Origin of the sequence: Vibrio mytili (assembly GCF_000830505.1) — a bacterium.
Classification (GTDB): Bacteria; Pseudomonadota; Gammaproteobacteria; order Enterobacterales; family Vibrionaceae; genus Vibrio; species Vibrio mytili.
Genome location: NZ_JXOK01000078.1, coordinates 1 through 17,276 on the forward strand (window position 1 = coordinate 1; position 17,276 = coordinate 17,276).

Annotated in this window: 12 protein-coding genes and 4 pseudogenes; 5 read left to right on the forward strand and 11 right to left on the reverse strand. The window is 45.6% G+C overall.

The window, feature by feature from the left end; all coding sequences use genetic code 11:
* The first annotated feature begins 15 nt into the window (after positions 1-15).
* A complete protein-coding gene (locus tag SU60_RS18575) occupies positions 16-939 on the forward strand; it encodes a cation diffusion facilitator family transporter (RefSeq protein WP_000167917.1) in 924 nt (307 codons plus the stop codon).
* A gap of 256 nt (positions 940-1,195) precedes the next feature.
* Here SU60_RS18575 and SU60_RS18580 read toward each other — a convergent pair whose 3' ends face one another.
* Positions 1,196-1,837 carry a recombinase family protein gene (locus SU60_RS18580; RefSeq protein WP_001567361.1) on the reverse strand — a complete coding sequence of 214 codons (642 nt, stop codon included), beginning with the start codon at positions 1,835-1,837 and terminating at the stop codon, positions 1,196-1,198.
* Between the two features lie 167 nt (positions 1,838-2,004).
* Here SU60_RS18580 and SU60_RS18585 point away from each other — a divergent pair.
* Positions 2,005-4,991: pseudogene (locus tag SU60_RS18585) on the forward strand (Tn3 family transposase).
* Between the two features lie 116 nt (positions 4,992-5,107).
* Here the strand turns inward: SU60_RS18585 and SU60_RS18590 are convergent.
* From SU60_RS18590 to SU60_RS18605, 4 genes and pseudogenes are all read right to left on the reverse strand, one after another.
* A complete protein-coding gene (locus tag SU60_RS18590; RefSeq protein WP_041156837.1) occupies positions 5,108-6,001 on the reverse strand; it encodes a DNA replication terminus site-binding protein in 894 nt (297 codons plus the stop codon).
* Between the two features lie 443 nt (positions 6,002-6,444).
* Positions 6,445-6,719: pseudogene (locus SU60_RS18595) on the reverse strand (transposase); the annotation flags it as partial.
* An 85-nt stretch (positions 6,720-6,804) separates the two neighbouring features.
* Entirely contained in the window at positions 6,805-7,323 is a 519-nt protein-coding gene (locus SU60_RS18600) for a helix-turn-helix transcriptional regulator (RefSeq protein WP_041156838.1), read from the reverse strand.
* Positions 7,324-7,325: 2 nt separating this feature from the next.
* Entirely contained in the window at positions 7,326-8,060 is a 735-nt protein-coding gene (locus tag SU60_RS18605) for a cytochrome b/b6 domain-containing protein (protein ID WP_041156839.1), read from the reverse strand.
* A gap of 275 nt (positions 8,061-8,335) precedes the next feature.
* Between SU60_RS18605 and SU60_RS18610 the strand changes: the two are divergent.
* A pseudogene (locus SU60_RS18610) lies at positions 8,336-8,946 on the forward strand (VIT1/CCC1 transporter family protein).
* A 128-nt stretch (positions 8,947-9,074) separates the two neighbouring features.
* Here the strand turns inward: SU60_RS18610 and SU60_RS18615 are convergent.
* On the reverse strand, positions 9,075-9,338 hold the full coding sequence (locus SU60_RS18615; protein WP_041156840.1) for a copper resistance protein B: 264 nt from the start codon (positions 9,336-9,338) through the stop codon (positions 9,075-9,077).
* Between the two features lie 499 nt (positions 9,339-9,837).
* On the reverse strand, positions 9,838-10,146 hold the full coding sequence (locus SU60_RS18625) for a hypothetical protein (RefSeq protein ID WP_052481564.1): 309 nt from the start codon (positions 10,144-10,146) through the stop codon (positions 9,838-9,840).
* Between SU60_RS18625 and SU60_RS18630 the strand changes: the two genes are divergently transcribed.
* Positions 10,145-10,723: a Tn3 family transposase gene (locus SU60_RS18630; protein ID WP_041156842.1), complete on the forward strand. Its 579-nt coding sequence runs from the start codon at positions 10,145-10,147 to the stop codon at positions 10,721-10,723. The genes SU60_RS18625 and SU60_RS18630 overlap by 2 nt on opposite strands.
* Before the next feature lie 577 nt (positions 10,724-11,300).
* Here SU60_RS18630 and SU60_RS18635 read toward each other — a convergent pair.
* Both SU60_RS18635 and SU60_RS18640 read right to left on the reverse strand, forming a co-directional pair.
* Entirely contained in the window at positions 11,301-11,582 is a 282-nt protein-coding gene (locus SU60_RS18635; RefSeq protein ID WP_041156843.1) for a hypothetical protein, read from the reverse strand.
* A gap of 303 nt (positions 11,583-11,885) precedes the next feature.
* Positions 11,886-14,863 (reverse strand): annotated as a pseudogene (locus tag SU60_RS18640) (Tn3-like element ISShfr9 family transposase).
* A gap of 161 nt (positions 14,864-15,024) precedes the next feature.
* Between SU60_RS18640 and SU60_RS18645 the strand changes: the two are divergent.
* Positions 15,025-15,513 (forward strand): hypothetical protein, encoded by a 489-nt coding sequence (locus SU60_RS18645; RefSeq protein ID WP_032073030.1) that lies wholly within the window; start codon positions 15,025-15,027, stop codon positions 15,511-15,513.
* Here the strand turns inward: SU60_RS18645 and SU60_RS18650 are convergent.
* Positions 15,510-16,298 (reverse strand): hypothetical protein, encoded by a 789-nt coding sequence (locus SU60_RS18650; RefSeq protein WP_041156844.1) that lies wholly within the window; start codon positions 16,296-16,298, stop codon positions 15,510-15,512. The two genes, SU60_RS18645 and SU60_RS18650, sit on opposite strands and share 4 nt — an antisense overlap.
* Position 16,299: 1 nt before the next feature.
* Positions 16,300-17,268 carry a tyrosine-type recombinase/integrase gene (locus SU60_RS18655; protein WP_089204968.1) on the reverse strand — a complete coding sequence of 323 codons (969 nt, stop codon included), beginning with the start codon at positions 17,266-17,268 and terminating at the stop codon, positions 16,300-16,302.
* Between the last annotated feature and the right edge of the window lie 8 nt (positions 17,269-17,276).

A 17,276-nucleotide genomic window follows, 5' to 3' on the forward strand; every position in this document is an offset into this window, starting at 1 on the left:
GGGAGGAAGTTAATAATGACTAAAACAAAAGGGTTACCTCGTCCGCTGACGCACTACGCTTGGCTTTCCATTGCCACGGCTATTGCCACTATCGGACTCAAAGGTGTGGCGTGGAAAATGACCGGTTCGGTCGGTCTGCTATCTGATGCCATCGAATCCGTAGTTAACCTCGCAGGAGCCCTAATGGCGCTCTGGATGCTGACCTTGGCTGCGCTTCCGGCCGATGAGAACCATGCATATGGGCACGGCAAAGCCGAATATTTCTCGAGTGCTTTCGAAGGATTTCTGATCCTATTGGCGGCAGCCAGTATCGCCTATACCGCAGTTGAGCGGATGTTAACTCCACAGCCGCTTGAGGAGATTGGTCTCGGATTACTGGTTTCAACAGTCGCATCAATCCTTAATTTTGTGACGGCTCGCATTTTGTTAAGGGCTGGCAGGCAGCACAACTCTATCACTCTTGAGGCAGATGCTCATCACCTGCTGACCGATGTCTGGACGTCGGTCGGTGTCATTTTTGGTGTCGGACTGGTTTATCTGACCGGCTGGTTTTGGGTCGATCCGATCGTTGCATTGCTGGTCGCAGCCAACATCGTTTGGACTGGTTATCAGCTTATGAGTCGTTCAGCTGCAGGTCTGATGGACGTATCGCTACCCACGGAAGAACTCAAAAAAATCGAGTCACTGCTGGCAGGATATCGTGAACAGGGGCTTGATTTCCATGCACTACGTACACGCCAGGCTGGCGGGCGGGCGTTTATGACAATGCACATCCTAGTTCCTGGGCGATGGACTGTTCAATATGGGCACGACTGGGCCGAGCGTATAGAGAATGATATCCGCACCGCACTGCCTTTTATCCATATCACCACTCATGTGGAACCGTTGGAAGATCCCGCGTCAATGAACGACCAAACGCTCGACATTTCTGATCACTAAACTAACCACATGTCGCTGGTCGGGCAGGGTAACAAACCTCGCTCTACAAAAATTTCAGGTATTCTCTATAATTCTGAGGGTACTTGATGTGACCTGCGCCCAATTGTTGGGCACGCAATATTTTTAAAAAGTCCGCTTCTGGCACACAGCGGACTTTCCTTACATAGATGATGCGTCAGGCTGCTAATCACAAAAGTTGTTACAGGGCGCTAACTATTAGGCCATGACTGCAAATAAACACCGTTATTCCAGCCTTTCAGGCAGTTTCATTATTTTTATGAAGCGCTTGTATCCGGCAAACCTGTGAAGCACTGTAGCCTGTAGCATCCGCCGTTTCCCGGATACTCAGTTTCTTTACCTGCCGGTAGTACAGGACTTTCTGATGCCGTTCCTGATCGGCCTGCTTACCCCGGTACTTTCCAATTGTATGAGCCCGCTCGATTCCCTGTTTTTGCCGCTGGCGGCGGCTCAGCCAGTCCTTATGTGACATTGCGGCCATCAGATCGATAAGCATGTTATTGATGGCGGTTATTACTGCGCGGGTTATCGGGTCGGCCTGCGAAGGGTCCTTATCTGACAGTGCCTGCCATGATGTGGGCACATCAAGACTGACAATTCGCAGCTCATGTTGTTCTATCTGTTTTTTTAGCGTCATCCAGTCGCTGTTGCTGAGACGTGTCAGACGGTCTATCTGCTCGACCAATAAAATATCATTGTGGTGACTGTCCATCAGTAAGCGCCCTAGTTCCGGGCGCTCAAGTTTTGTGCCACTGATATTTTCCCGGTAGTAGCTGGCGATTTTATGCCCCCGTTCCTGGACGAACTGCTCCAGCATCTCTTTTGCCCGATCGGCGAACTGGTCTTCCGTCGATGCCCTTAAATAAGCTCTGATGAACATTTTCCCACCGCGTTATCGCATTTAGGTTATTGCATTTATTCTATCGCATATAGGTTATGTCATTTATCGTGTGCCGTCACGTTTTGGTTGTGGCGTCAAGGTGTACCCTTATGCGATAAGCATTTTTGTTAAAAATACCGAACCGAATAATTTATGAAGGAAACTATATGGCAAGGAGGCAGATTCTTTCTCTGTCGGAAAGAGAATCATTATTGGCATTGCCAGACGATGAGTTAACGCTGACCCGAATGGCCTATTTCAGTGAGCATGATTTGGCACTTATCAGTGCTCACCGTAAACCTGCCAGCCGTTTTGGTTTTGCCGTCCTTCTTTGCTACCTGAAAAATGTCGGCTTTGCTCCGGATAAAAAAATCCCGCCTTCTGATGCGCTACTGAAGCATATCGCCAGCAGGCTAAATCTTACCTGGGATCTCTGGCCTGCTTACCTTTCCGGCAGGGATACGACCCGGCGTGAGCATTTAACCGAACTGTACCGCTATCTTGGCGTAAAGGCGTTCACCGGCAAAATACAGCAGGACTGTATTACGCACCTGTTGTCGATGGCGACGCGCACCGATAAAGGTATTCTCCTGGCCGAAGAGTTACTGGTCTGGCTCCGGCAGAACAACGTGATAATTCCCGCAATTGATGTGGTGGAGCGTACCTGTGCGGAGGCCATGGCTGGCGGAGATAAAATCGTATTTCAGACTCTGAATGCCCCGTTAACTACGGCGCACAGGGATGCCCTGGATCGTTTACTTGAATCATCAGATAATCAGCCTTCCAGGCTGACATGGCTTCTGCAACCGCCGGGTAAAATCAATGGTAAGAACGTGCTGCAACATCTTGATCGGCTCAGCAGCATTGAATCGCTGGCATTACCTGAAGGTATAGATCGTACCATTCACCAGAACCGGTTGCTGAAACTGGCGCGGGAAGGCCGAAAGATGAGTAGCCGGGATTTGACCCGATTTTCAGCAACCCGCCGTCATGCGATCCTGGTCTGCGTGCTGGAAGAAGCCAGAGCCACACTGACAGACGAAGTGATTGAGCTGCATGAGCGAATGCTGAACAGCCTTTTCAGCAAAGCCAAAAGAACACAGGCTGAGCGCCTTCAGCAGACCGGAAAGCTGATCCAGTCCAAACTGAGGCAGTACATCGATGTTGGTCAGGCGCTGTCTGATGCCCGCGACTCCGGTGGCGATCCATGGCTCGCAATAGAAAACATACTGCCATGGCCTCAATTTGTCGCCAGTCTGGAGGAAACACGCCATCTCGCCAGGAAAAATAATTTTGACCCGCTGCATATTATTACTGAGAAATACAGCACATTACGGAAATATGCCCCGCGCATGTTGTCCGCTTTACAGTTAGTCGCCACCCCGGCAGCGCAACCTCTGGCTGATGCGTTGGTTGTGATCAAGGATATGTACCGGAAGCAGTCACGTAAAGTTCCGGCGACTGCGCCGCTTGAGTTTGTCCCTGAAAGCTGGCGCAAGGTGGTGATTACACCTGCGGGTATTGACCGGCAGTACTATGAATTTTGTGCGCTCAGCGAGCTTAAGGGTGCATTGCGCTCCGGGGACATCTGGGTTAAAGCTCACGCCGCTACAAAAATTTTGATGATTACCTCATTCCCGAAAAGGACTTTGACAAACTCACACCGGCGCTGCCACTGCCCGTATCAGCTGATTATCATGAGTACATTACCAGCCGTATGACCCTACTTCAGTCCAGACTTGAAGAGGTTAATGCTATGGCTGCCCTTGGTGAATTGCCCGATGTGGAAATATCTGACAAGGGCGTAAAAGTCTCTCCGCTGGATAACTGCGTTCCGGCACAGGTTTCACCGCTGGCAGAACTGGTTTACAGCATGCTACCGCGACCTAAAATCACGGAAATTCTCGACGAGGTAAACAGCTGGACGACGTTTACCCGTCATTTTTCACATATAAAAAATGACATTACCCGTCCCGATACCCGCCTGCTCCTCACCACCATTCTTGCGGATGGCATCAATCTTGGCCTGACCAAAATGGCAGAAGCCTGCCCCGGGAGCACCAAATCATCACTCGAAGATATTCAGGCATGGTACATCCGCGACGAAACCTATTCAGCCGCTCTTGCTGAGCTGGTAAATGCGCAGGGAAAAAGACCACTGGCGGCATTCTGGGGAGACGGAACAACGTCATCATCAGATGGACAGAATTTCAGAACAGGCAGCTCAGGCCGCTACGCAGGGCAGGTTAACCCAAAATATGGGCAGGAGCCTGGACGTCAGTTTTATACCCATATTTCGGATCAATACAGCCCGTTTTACACCTGCATAATAAGTCGGGTTAGGGATTCAACCCATGTTCTCGATGGCTTGCTGTATCACGAAAGCGACCTGGAAATCAGGGAGCATTACACCGATACAGCTGGTTTCACCGATCATGTCTTTGCTCTGATGCATCTGCTGGGCTTTGCGTTCTGTCCACGAATCAGGGATCTCCACGACAAGAAGCTGTTTATCAAAGGGAAAGCAGACCAATACCCGGTTCTTCAGTCACTGATATCAACAACCAGCCTGAATCTGAAAGAGATCGAAATTCACTGGCGTGAAGTGCTGCGCCTGGCAACTTCGATAAAGCAGGGAACCGTGACGGCATCCCTGATGCTGAAAAAACTGGCCAGCTACCCCAAGCAAAACGGACTTGCCAAAGCACTGAGGGAAATTGGCCGTATTGAACGAACGCTGTTTATGCTCGACTGGTTCCGCGATCCGGCACTTCGTCGGCGGGTCCAGGCGGGACTGAATAAAGGTGAGGCCCGTAACGCGCTGGCGCGTGCGGTATTCCTGCACCGGCTGGGAGAAATCAGGGACCGAAAACCGGAAAATCAGAGCTATCGCGCCAGCGGGCTGACGCTGCTGACGGCTGCGATCTCGCTGTGGAATACCGTGTATATGGAAAGAGCGATCGATGCCCTGAAACGTAAGGGGCTGAAGATCAACGAGCAACTGCTGTCGCATCTGTCGCCATTAGGCTGGGAGCATATCAATCTGACAGGCGATTATATCTGGAAAAGCAACCGGATACCGGCTTCTGGTAAGTTTCGTCGGCTGAGACCAGCTAAAGCCGAAAGGTCAAAAAATAGCCTTAACGTACAATAATTTTCGATATCCAAACTGACCCCTATTGGGCTATTGACGACAACATCTAACAATCCTTAAAAGCATCAGTGTTCGGTTTAACCGAACAACTGATATCAATTTCTTCTGTCTTCGTTTTACTTTGAATCTTCTTTATTTAACTTTTTGGGAGCTATCTGCTCTATTTGTCGGCCAGCGAACGTGCCAAGGATAGTTGAGCTTTGTTTGTCCGAGCGTTGCTTTCTCTCCACTGCGGCCACAAACGAAGCGATCTGTCCAGCCTTGAAGGGTTCATCTTGTACCACGATGATCGGCAACGGAGCAGTCATGGTTTTATGCCCAGAGAGTTTTACCACATTGGCCGCTGGCTGTACTTTAACATCCCGACGAATTCTCAGTGTCATATCCGGGGCGCTGGCGACTTTCTTGATGAGCTGGGTCAGGGGCAACTCGTTCTCAGGGTTGGCTCGCTCCAGTTCTTTGATCATTTGGGTTAGTAGTGCTGCTTTGTCCGGTTGGTGCAAAGCATCTTTTCTCTGCCAGCTGAACTTCACTGATTTGACGTCAGCATCGACTAGGCAGTGGATTTGCCTGTAGAGATGTTTCGTCATGACGCCAGGACAGTTGTCATGGATTGCCTTGAACCGTGCTTGCCGGGTTTCGTTTTCAGTGATCACCAACTCCTCGATGTCTGCCTTGCCTTTGTTGATGCTATGTATCAACTGAACAATCTCAGCGCTGTTAGGGTTAGAGGGCAGCAGGTGGATCACGCCAACATACCGTCTGGCAGATTTCTGCGAGTAGGGGTGTTTGATGTGCAAGTCCATGTAGCCTTTACCCGCCAGCTTCATAGCGGCCATGCCGGAATGGTGTTCGGGCATGACGAGCTTTATAACCTCATGCTCATTGCCTTTATGTACTGGAGGTATCCGGCTTACTATCGCCATGCTTGGCATAGTGCTCGTTAGTAGTTTGTTCAGACGAGACAGATTAAGTGTCACTTCGTCAAAGAGCGTTTTTATCTGGCTCATCACTTGTTCCTTACGTTGTTCTGACGGATCATTGATTACATTTTAGCCGTCTTTAGACCATCATGCAAAGTGGGGTATAAGCTCGGTCGTCGCTAACGCTCCTCCTTCGGCTTTGTTGAGCCGGGGCTCGCCCCCGAATTTAGAAAGAGAGAGATAAATAGAGAAAAAGAGAGAAAAAAAGAGAGGTCTAGCAAGGTGGTTAGGGGGGAGGTGTACTTTCAGTTTTCTCGGTGGTGGAGGGGATTGGAGCTGTATCCGGTATTGCATGATGGTCTAAATTGCTATGTTTATGGGATTATATTATGATACTGTGAATTAAGTTAAACAGAGGGGATAATGAATGTCGCAAGTACATAGTGAAATCCGCAAGGCAGTTCAGGTAATAGAGGCGGCTAGATATCGTATGGGAGTTGCCGAGTTTGTTTATACGTTTATCGACCACTTTGGCGAAGAACGTTGCCGCTTCGCGCAAAAAATCCCGTTCCTTTTTAACTTTGGCAAGTTCTCGTTTCAATCTTGCCATCTCCTCATCACGAGGGGAGCCGCTGCCTTTGAATGCTTTATCTTTAGATTGCTCAGCTTCACGCTTCCAGCGACTCAGGAGATTGGGATTGATACCGATATCCAATGCAATCTGGCGACAACTGGCATCGGGCTGCTGGGCAAGTAATACCGCTTCGCGTTTGAACTCTGGGGAATACTTTCTTCGTTTGGTCATAGACACTCCTTTCAGGCACAGTATGCCTCTTTATGGATGTGTCCGTAAAATCTGGGTAGAACCCGTTAATGGTTGTCGAGAAAATTCATGCTTTTACATTAGAGCCAGGAAGCAAATCCTCCAAGAAAAATGCAGCAAACTCAGCTCTATTTTTTAAACCTGCTTTTGCGTAAATGGCGCTAAGCTGAGTTCTTACGGTTTTCTCTGATGTATTCCGAAACTCACCAATTTCAACCAAGCTAAAACCTTTCAGCAACAAAAAAGACACTTGTTTTTCGGCCGGAGTAAGTCCCCATGCTGATAATTGATTTTCTATCATCAGGGACACTCCATCTATGTGTTCTTTCGCCTGAGAACGCCATTGCTCAGCTTCACGCTTATATGCAGCAGAATTTAGTTTTTCTTTGGATAAACTTACTCTTAAATTCAGCATATTTTTAAGAACAAAAATAACGCCAATAATTGCCATTAATCCAGCGCTTGCCTCAATAAAGACGTGCCAAAATGGCACGCCTTCATCAAAGTCTGTGATTAAGTCAGTAACGACCATAGCGCCAATTAAACCGAAGGTGGCTAATAAAAAAACTCGCTCTTTATTTCTCATTCTCAGTCGTGTTTTTCATACTCTTCATGTCTCTCATATTCTTCGTGCTCATTTCCTTCATTTTCTGCTAGCTGAAGCTTAGTTCCGAACACAGATAACGTCCTTGAGGGTTGGTCAAAATTCCCAACTAAGTATGCCGAAAAGCCTGCGATCAAAAACAAAAATAAGAGACCAATCCCGAAATGCCTAGAGACAGACTCAGTGGTTTCGGCTAAGTCTCGTTTGTAACCCGTTACCATGCTCATACCGATCGAATCTTTATGTTTGAGTTGGTGAAGAATAACACCAGCTATATGCAAAATGACCACAACGATAAAAGTATTGGCCAATAGCTCGTGAACCTCCTTCCAAGACTCCCCTACAACTCCGGTAGCCATCAAAATACCAACTCCCCCTAAGCCCAAGGCCAATATCATCATTACCAATGCAGCCCAACTAGATGCAGGATTGTGACCGACCCACGTTCTATTTGTTCCGGTTAATATTCCTTTAAGATATGCAACCAATCCGGACACATTCAAGGAAAAATCGGTAAACCGAGCGTGCCTGCTGCCAATTATTCCCCAGATCCCCCTCAATAATACGCTGAAGACCATTATTAAGCCAAAAATCATATGATAAGAAAAGGCCAGGTTGTCATCATCAACTGTATTTGAGATGGTAAAGGCGGCAATAAAAGAACCAGCAAAAAGCCAATGGAAGCACCTTGTAGGTAAATCGTAAACTCGAGTTTTCATTATTTCACCAATAGTGTGGAAAAAGAGGGTTCAATTTAGAAAATCTTCGAACACTATCAATCATATCGATGCCCTATAAACCAAAAGTTTTATCGTACTTATGTCTTATATGGCAATGTAATAGCATTTTTACGCCTAGTTTTCCATAATTTCTTTAACTAACATGTAGGTTAACAAAGCAATACAGAGGAATTTTCGTGAGCATTCATGAAGAACATAGGTCCCATCGTTCAGGGTGGTTGAGAGCCGCAGTATTAGGAGCCAATGATGGTATCGTGTCGACTGCAAGTTTGATTATAGGTGTTGCTTCAGCTGAGGCGACGCAGCAAAGTATTGTATTAGCAGGCGTTGCAGGTCTGGTTGCTGGTGCCATGTCCATGGCTGCTGGTGAATATGTTTCAGTTAGCTCTCAATCTGACACTGAAAAAGCAGATTTAGAACAAGAAAAAGAATCCCTTAAGAGCAATTATGAGTTTGAACTTAACGAACTTGCATACATATATGAACAACGTGGTGTAGATGCAGGCTTAGCTAAACAGGTTGCTGAACAGTTAATGGCGTACGATTCGTTAGCTCTCATGCTCGTGACGAAATCGGGATAACCGATATTTCAATAGCCAGACCTCTACAAGCAGCTTTTTATTCAGCAATCACCTTCACTCTTGGCGCTTTATTGCCACTTATCGCTGCTTGGTTGGTTCCTCATCAGTGGATCATCCAGTCCGTTGCAATATTATCTCTTCTGTTTTTAGCTTCTCTGGGAACCATTGCTGCAAAGGCAGGAGGAGCTCCCATCCTTAGGGCTGCAATAAGAGTTTTATTTTGGGGAGCCCTAGCCATGATAATGACTTACATGGTTGGGCAATTTTTTGGGGTATTGGTTTAATATTAAATTAGCCGCGCAATTAATTTTAAATGGTAATAAGGCTTAAGTTACCGGTCGTCCCCAAAGACCGCTCTCATCCATTGCTCTTAAAGAAGCAACTTACTCGAAATTTTAATTGCTAAATAGAACTAAAACCAGACGCGAATACCTAATATAACTTCCATGAACTCCGTTGAATTTCCTTCCTGTAGTGTATAATCTGCTGTAGCACCAAATTGACGTTGCCATCGGAACCCAATATAAGGAGCGATTTCTCTTTCGAATTCATACCGCAGTCTTATACCCAATTGTAAATCATTAATTCCCTGCCCAACTCCAAAGTCTGGTACGTCATTTGCCGAGGCATTCAGTTCTAACCGAGGCTGAAGTATTAATCGCTGGCTAAATAGCATGTCGTAAGAAGGCTTTTCCTAAACAAAACTTATTTTTCACACATAGCAAATGAGAATTATTTACGTCGTCGATCGCAGTTAATTTAAGTCTGTGCGAGAGTTAGATGTTGATTAATTTTGCGATTTCCAGGTCAACCATTTTGAGACCATCAAGGCTCTCAAGCGCTAAATCGAGAGGTCTTGCTCCATTGAACGCATGGTTGTGATTTACCATCCTCATGTAACCATTAATATTCTCTTCAGAATTGAAACAGATTTTTAATGACTCATCTATTGCTGTTATCAGGCGGCATCGCTCTCTGAGCTCACAGGTAATTTCAAGTTCTGAAACATCTAAAAACGAATTCGAGCCAAGTAGATTATTTTTCTGTGGCTGGCTCAAACCCCATTTGTTGAGTATTTGCTCGGCATGCGTAGCTAAGTCTGAATTGGAACTTTGATTCAGATTCTTAATTTTGGATATCGCTAATAATTGATTGCTAGCCGCCAGGCTCCCAAATTAAGTCAACCAATCTTCACTCACTTCCCAATAACGAATTGCTGTAGAAAAATCGTCTACTACTAATTTAGAGTCTATTAGCTTAACTTCTAGTTTTCCCTTTGTTCCGGCATAAGTCCAAAAGTGACCAGAGAGTCTCTTTTGTTCGCCAAATTCAACTAAAGATAGCTGTGCAGCTCCCTTTCTAATATTGTTTTCGAAGTCGCTATCTTCCTCATTAAATATGTAGGCTAACAGCTTCAGCCCAGCATTTTCATCATAAATAAGTTTCTCAACTTTAGAAGCGGTGTTTGCAGGTTTGCACTTCATGGATGTTGCCTTCGCACCTCGAATAAAGAACGTTCATAGTCAAACGCTGTATGCCTATGATTCCAAAACTACCCAGAAGCATTTCGATTCTCCATTGGATCCCAAAACACAAATTAATAAGAAATTGATATTGGAAAATTGGGACGACATTTTACGACTTATGGCATCAATGAAGTTAATGCGTTGTAGCGCTTCACAAATGCTGAAAATGTTATCTGGTAGCGAACGGGACAATATTTTATACAAAGCATTTAAAGAATTTGGAAGACTACTGAAGACCCACTTCATCTTGAATTACATCGATGATGAAGAGCTTAGACAGAATATACAAAAGCAGCTGAATAGGGTTGAACTCGGGCAGAAGCTAGCGGACAAGGTATTGTTCGGTAGGAATGGAAAGCTTCAAGTAGGCTTGCAGGATGAAATACAGCTGGTTATGGCTAGCAACACGTTACTGCGTAATATCATCATATTGTGGAATTACCTGTTTTTATCTGACTACTGCGTGTCGCTCAACTCCCAGGATGAACGCGCTGAGGTAATTGAATCAATATCTACTGGCTCAGTCATTTCATAGGCGCACATTAATTTTATGGGAATTTATGAATTTAACCCTGAAAGTAGAAGCCTGTTTGCCGCAAGCTTAAAACAGATGAAAAACGTAGTTATATAGCATTAAAAACAATTGGTTACGGAAATTTATCGTAATTTAGTGACCTAAACGGTATTTCAGCCAATTTGGCTCGTCTCGGGAACGACAGATCTAATCGTGAAATGTCCTCGCCAGCCCTAGACACTCTTTGTCTCGCAGCATCCGGAGTTAGTTTCAACGTGTTAACTAGGTACTCCGTTATTTCAGAGCTCAAAGCTGGTCCGTGTTTTTTTAGGTATTTATGAACCAAATTATTCATGTCACACTGCGCTATATATACAAGATGAATTAGTAAAGGACCAAAAGAAAAAGCCTAACAGAGACCCCTTTAAAATTGGGGGCTACAGAGGTGTTCTTTTTGGTTTTTAACTAAGAGTGTCACAGTCGCCAAAAAAAGGCTATGGCTTGTGCTATAGAGAGAGCGGGAAGTTCAATTTGGCATGCCAAATTGAGAATTAGTTAAATAAATATATTAAGTACTTTATAAGTATTTTTAAAATACTTATAAAGTACTTTTAATGTGTTGGCTCTTTTGCGACATTTGTTTCTCTGCGGCTAATAGTGCTTGCTGCCTTATATAAACAGCGACTGGAACACCAAGCTGTTCAGCTGCTTCTTCTATTAACTTATATTCAGAGTCATTCATATTCATAGTAAACCTGGGCTTTCTTTTTTTCTCTTCAGGAATAGAAGGCCTGCCCATTTTTACTTCTTTATTATTTGAACCTGACTCCCAGCTGCTCTTTGAGTCAGATTTTGATTCTGTTATCCAATCCTTAGCCATTAGACATCTCCAGGATTTTTGTAACCAGAGTTTTTACTTCATTTCGGGCTCTGGTTGTTCCGTTTAAGTTATCGGTGTTGCGTGTGAAAATAGTTTTGTAGTCATTCATGGTTCTTGCATATATTGCTAAATAACTAATTAGCTCGTGTTCCGGCGCTAAATGAGTTCTAACTTCTTTTTGATCACTCACTCTTTTGTCGAAGCAACTTGGGGTTCTAGGGATTTTCCCCTCTAAAAAGACATAATCCTCTGTAGACCACACCAATAAATGGCTGCGGAGGTGGTTTACTTTCAGCTTGGAGCCTAATCATCCACTATCGGCCTTGTTATTTCGCCAATATTGGGCAATTTCCCAGTATTAGTGAAGTTATACGTTCCGCTTAAGTTGATATTTTGCCACGCAACGGGCGAAACAGCACGAGTGATACCCGCTTTCTCTTCATCTCCTCTCGCTTCAAAGTGTCCCAGCAGATGACTCAGTATCGCGGAGTTGAAGTAGATGATCGCGTTGGCAAGCAATCTTGCACATTCATTCCAGATAGCGATTTCACTCTCGTTTTTGCCTCGGAACTGATCGCCATTCACCGACGCAATAGCCCGTCTCAGGAAGTGCCACGCTTCTCCCCGGTTAAGGCACGCTGAACGTACTGCCGCAAACTGGCATTGTCTATGTAATCCAGTAAATATTGCGCTTTGACCAGTCGATTATACTCCGTCAGCGCCTGTAATGTCGGGTGCCCCGAAGGATAACCAGACAACTTTCTTACCAGCATTGCCTGTGTCGTTCGCTTTGTCTGAAGTGACAGAACAATGCGCCTAATATCCTGCCATCCCGTTTCGATGACATTCGTCCTGATGGGCTTTTTCAGGGCAAGGTTGGTGCCGCCGTGTTCATTTTCAGTTACGTCAAACAGATCATTGATGACACTACTGAACTGCGCGTATCGCGGTGCAAAACTGTAACCGCATAGATCCAGTAAGGCGAAGTTAACATGATTGACACCGTGTGTATCTGTCGAGAGTACGTCAGGTTTGATTTCACTGCTGTTGGATTGTAACAGGTCATAAATATAGTGTGATTCGTGCTCGTTGGAACCGATGATCCGAGCATTGAGGGCGCTGTGGTTGGCCACCAGTGTCATGGCCGTGATCCCTTTGTTGGTGCCGAAATACTTAGAGGAGTACCGGGTTTTAAAGGTTTCCAGATGGGTTTCGAATTTCTGACCATCCGCACTGGCATGCAGCTGGTCCTCCTGAATATGGTAGTGGCGGAAGATGGGTAGCGCTGCAACCGCATTATTGATCACGTCGCTGGCGTCATGCAGCGTTTCAGGCCGGATATAGTTGGCCTGCACCGTACTCAGGTGTTCATAGCTTCGATCGGAGATCTGCGCCATGCCATACACACCACGGTGAGTGGCGTTGGCAATCAGAATGGCCAGTAAATCATCCTGATGAGTGAACCCTTGTTTTTGTATCGGAAGTACATGAGTCAGACATTTCATGAACCCGGTTTCGCGCTCTACATACCGCAGTACATCCGCGATACCGACCGGTTGCATTCGCTTAAAAAAGGGATTGTTGACCAGAGATGTAGCGCTTTTGGTCGGCAGACGCCAGCGGGTACCGGTACGATTTTTCATGATCACATTTCGATTGTCTCCCTCATCAATATGGAGAGCAACGTCTTTGAGTGCACTTTCCAGCCGGTGTTGTTTCTCCTGTAACAATAACTCTGCGGGCTGTTTTAGTCTGTCCAGTGTTGATGAGGCCAGCAAGGTATCCTGCGATGTCTGGGGGATCAGGTCGTCTTCCAGTGCGCGGTATTTGGTAACATTTGGCAAATAAATGCGTCCATTCAGTCGTGAGGTTAACTGCCGGTAGAGCAGCCATTCGTAACGTTGCGGGTTAACGTTATCCTGTTTAACCAACCATGGGAGGTGCTTTTTCGGGATGAGCGACGTATCCATCGTCTTCAGTGGTCCACCGAATGCGATTTCCGTCTGCATCTGTTGAAGTTGGGCGACGACGGCTTCTGAGCCTTTACCGGCCTCACATTCAAGGCACAAGAACACCTGCCTTAACAGTTGCTCCAGGAGATTGCATTGTTCATCGTAATGTTGCCACTGGTACTCTTCCACGGTCCGTTTCTGTTTTTTCAGGTAAAGGCAGAGGGTCTGGATATCCCTGTCATTCATGACCTTCAATGCCTGTTGTCTGACTACTGAGAAGGGTTGATTATCATCAATGTTCTCATCCACAAACAGATGCAGTAACTCTGCCGCTTTCGTGACATTGTCCGCGGCTGACTGCCAGGACAGGAACACTGCTTGTTGTGCAAAGGTGTTGGCAGCTTCTTGTTGCTTGCGGATATGGTAAATGAACCCATCAGTTAACCGTTCCAGTGCCAGTTGTATCCGCTCTGTCAGGTGACATAGCAACCATAGATGCTGCTGTGCGCGTTTGAATCGTTTGAGTTTACTACCGTAATAGTTGATGAGCTCACCGAAGTGTTGTCGATTTTTAAGAGACAGATTAAGCCCATCGATAACGCCATTGATTTGCGTGCGCCATGGCGCTAACTGATGATAAAGGGCAAGCTCTTTTTTAAGTTCAGGTACGGTCAGACTTTTTGCACCGCCTCTGAGCTGGTTCAGGCTTAGTCCGTCATCAATGGCTGTTATGCTGTCCAGAAAGACGTGAAGTTCAGGACTGGTGAGTTGATTAAGTTGGTGCGCCAGGTCTTTTCTGACCTGCTGCATCGCTCTGCTTATCAGTCTCTGGAGTACGGTGTACCTAGGGATAGCAATGCTGTGACTGGTTAGGAATTCAATAGCAGTATCAAAGAGGTAACGCGGCTCCAGCCAGGCATTGCCCACCTGAACAAGGTGGTCGAAAAGAGAATTGAAGTGCTGACTTTCGTCCCATTTGTGATAACCAGCAAGGTCTAATACTTTTGCGTAGAGTCGATCTTTTTGTTTTTGTGAGGGAGTGAATGGTCTGAGCCCCTTGCCGCCAAGCAGCTCTTTACTGATGAACATTAAATCCTTAGAAACCTGCGAGTAAGCGATATCTAGGATGACGGGCTTTGATTTGAAGTATCCCAAAATCGCGACAAAGTAACATCTATGAGCTCTGAGACGAATTGACCGAAAAACTGCCAATTCCGCATCGTTCAGAGAAAAGTACAGACGTTGTTCTTCGATTGAAAAAATGGGTGGGGAATAAAGATTTGCCTGTTCTGCTCTCGTGAGAATAGTAATTTCGTTTTTGATGGCCATATCAGGGCTGTTCCGTATTAAATGTACGATATTTACCTAATTTGCCACACTTATAAGTAGTAACCCACCTCCGCAGCCATTTATTGGTGTGGTCTACAGAGAATTATGTCTTTTTAGAGGGGAAAATCCCTAGAACCCCAACTTGAGGTGAAAGATTAGTTATGAGCGAAACTAAATTGTTTGGTGAAGCTTTTAAAATCTATAACAAACACCAGCGTGTTGTAGTTCAGTTCCAGTATACAGAGACCCAAAAGGATGAATATCCTTCGGTCACAATCGAGATTGCGCCACTTCTTGGCACTGATGCAAACTGGCAGGAAAAAATTTCCGTCCAGTTGACAAGGTATGAGCTTACCAGCTTTACTCAGGTACTGTTCGGCCTTGCTCGTTTATCTGAGGGGGCTTATCACGGTTCTAAGCGTAACAAAGGTTTCAAATTGCAACATAATGGACCCGAAGGGATTTCACTATCCTTATCAGAAGCAGGGCAGGTTAAACAGTGTTTGTTTAATCCGCAAGAACGTACTGAATTAGGTTCGTTTATCATTCGACGTCTTGCTATGGGATGGAAAATGACGGTTGCTGATGTGTTGGCAATACTCCGCCAAAGCGCTTTGCTTGAGAGAACAGCTAAAAAAACAGAGAGCTAGCGTTTTGAAACCATAGCGATCATCAGCAATATTACCCACCAAGGCATAGAAAATACAATTGTGGCAGACATAATAGATACACTGTAAAGCCAATAACCAACCACCATTTCGGTTAGTGGATAATAAGCCTCGAAAATGAAGACAATCCCCGTTAATAACACTCCTACGGCTATCGCTCCCTTCCATGCGCTCTGCATATCAGCTTTGCTTGGTGTCGAGTGAAACGCCACAACGCTGCTGATCAGCATCCAGAGCCAGAACTGAGGCTCCGAGCTCACGGAAAGAATCGCAATACCAGCACCAGAAATGCCGTACTGCACAGCATAGAAAGCATCTTTGACTGGATCGCCCGTTATTCCCATAGGAATTTCTACTATACGCCAAGCCAGCGTATCCAATAAGCCTGGAAGCATTAGCTTTGTAGTTAAGTATATAACTGCACCAGCTCCTATCAAAGGAGCAATACCAATAAAGAAAAGCCCGACATTTTGCAACGGTGACAACACGTTCCATTGATGCTCGACGTATCCCAAGCGGCCATGCCCAGCAGTGTATTCAAAAAACTTTATTTTGGTTATTCGGTGCCGAAAAAGGAACGCGGCAATAGCATGACTGAGTTCATGAATAGGCACTCCAATAGCTGCTGTAGCTAAGTACACCCCCCGGCTGCCTTTATTGCTAAGCGCAATAGGGGTTAACAACTTTCCAATAAGGTTTTGAATAATGACCACCAGCACAATGGGCAGCAAACCAACTAAAAACCATGTCAGGAATGATACGAGCATGTTAAATTACCAACCTCTTACTTGCATTTCGCATTTGCTCATCTTTGATGCGAATATACCGTTGAGTGGTAGTAACGCTAGCATGTCCCATCATATCCTTTAAGGTCATGATATCAACGCCAGTTTCCAATAAGTCGTTCGCGTAAGTCCGACGCAAGTCATGAGGAGAGCAATGCTCTAACCCAGCTTCCATTCGTCTAGTTCTCAAGATTTCGTAGATTGCCTGATCTGTCATTCGACTGTCTTGTACATCATCATGTCGTCGAATTCTTGGAAAAAGAGGCCCAGGCTGTTCACCTCGAACATCATTAACCCACAATTTTAATCTTCTAAGCGTTCCGTCGGGCATAAAGGCCAATCGTTCTTTATTACCTTTCCCCATAACTGTAATTGCTTGTTCTCGCCAATTTATATGACCTAGATCTAGGGCCACTATTTCACTTCTCCTTAAACCGCAGCCTAAAAGCACCCCAAAAATTGCACTATCTCTAACTCCTTTACATCGTGAGTCTTCATCACACACTTTGAAAAGCTGGGCAACTTCATGACGTTCTAGCGCTCTCCCTTTGGGAATTCTTTCGCCACGCACATTCTTTATTTGCTTGATATGGTGATAACTTTCCATATCAATCTGCTTCATTGTCCATGCTTCAAGAGCGACGCCTTTTAACCCAGCAAGATAGGTGTTAATGGTGTCTGGGGCTCTTCCTGCATCAATCAGCAAGTCAATAATACCCTGGACATGGTGGCGTCTCATTGTCCCCCAGTCACAATGAAACATGCTTTGGTTGCCCGTCATTTTGGCTACATTATTCAGGAAGTAACCCATTTTTTGACGGCTAAGCTTTGAGCGGAGACTAAGTAAATAGGCTGATGCCGCGTTAGTTTTTATACTGCTCTTAATCTGTTCTGCGGTGATCAGCTCTCCTTGTTGTTCCGCAGTTATTATGTTGTTAGCGTGATATTCCATGTTGGTTT

Bases quoted from the DNA above. Each gene is read 5' to 3' on its own strand.
- SU60_RS18580 (WP_001567361.1), bottom strand. From the start codon at position 1,837: ATGTTCATCAGAGCTTATTTAAGGGCATCGACGGAAGACCAGTTCGCC.
- SU60_RS18590 (WP_041156837.1), bottom strand. From the start codon at position 6,001: ATGAGCCAGATAAAAACGCTCTTTGACGAAGTGACACTTAATCTGTCT.
- SU60_RS18605 (WP_041156839.1), bottom strand. From the start codon at position 8,060: ATGAAAACTCGAGTTTACGATTTACCTACAAGGTGCTTCCATTGGCTT.
- SU60_RS18655 (WP_089204968.1), bottom strand. From the start codon at position 17,268: ATGGAATATCACGCTAACAACATAATAACTGCGGAACAACAAGGAGAG.
- SU60_RS18645 (WP_032073030.1), top strand. From the start codon at position 15,025: ATGAGCGAAACTAAATTGTTTGGTGAAGCTTTTAAAATCTATAACAAA.
- SU60_RS18600 (WP_041156838.1), bottom strand. From the start codon at position 7,323: ATGAGAAATAAAGAGCGAGTTTTTTTATTAGCCACCTTCGGTTTAATT.
- SU60_RS18650 (WP_041156844.1), bottom strand. From the start codon at position 16,298: ATGCTCGTATCATTCCTGACATGGTTTTTAGTTGGTTTGCTGCCCATT.
- SU60_RS18625 (WP_052481564.1), bottom strand. From the start codon at position 10,146: ATGAAGTGCAAACCTGCAAACACCGCTTCTAAAGTTGAGAAACTTATT.
- SU60_RS18615 (WP_041156840.1), bottom strand. From the start codon at position 9,338: ATGCTATTTAGCCAGCGATTAATACTTCAGCCTCGGTTAGAACTGAAT.
- SU60_RS18575 (WP_000167917.1), top strand. From the start codon at position 16: ATGACTAAAACAAAAGGGTTACCTCGTCCGCTGACGCACTACGCTTGG.
- SU60_RS18630 (WP_041156842.1), top strand. From the start codon at position 10,145: ATGGATGTTGCCTTCGCACCTCGAATAAAGAACGTTCATAGTCAAACG.
- SU60_RS18635 (WP_041156843.1), bottom strand. From the start codon at position 11,582: ATGGCTAAGGATTGGATAACAGAATCAAAATCTGACTCAAAGAGCAGC.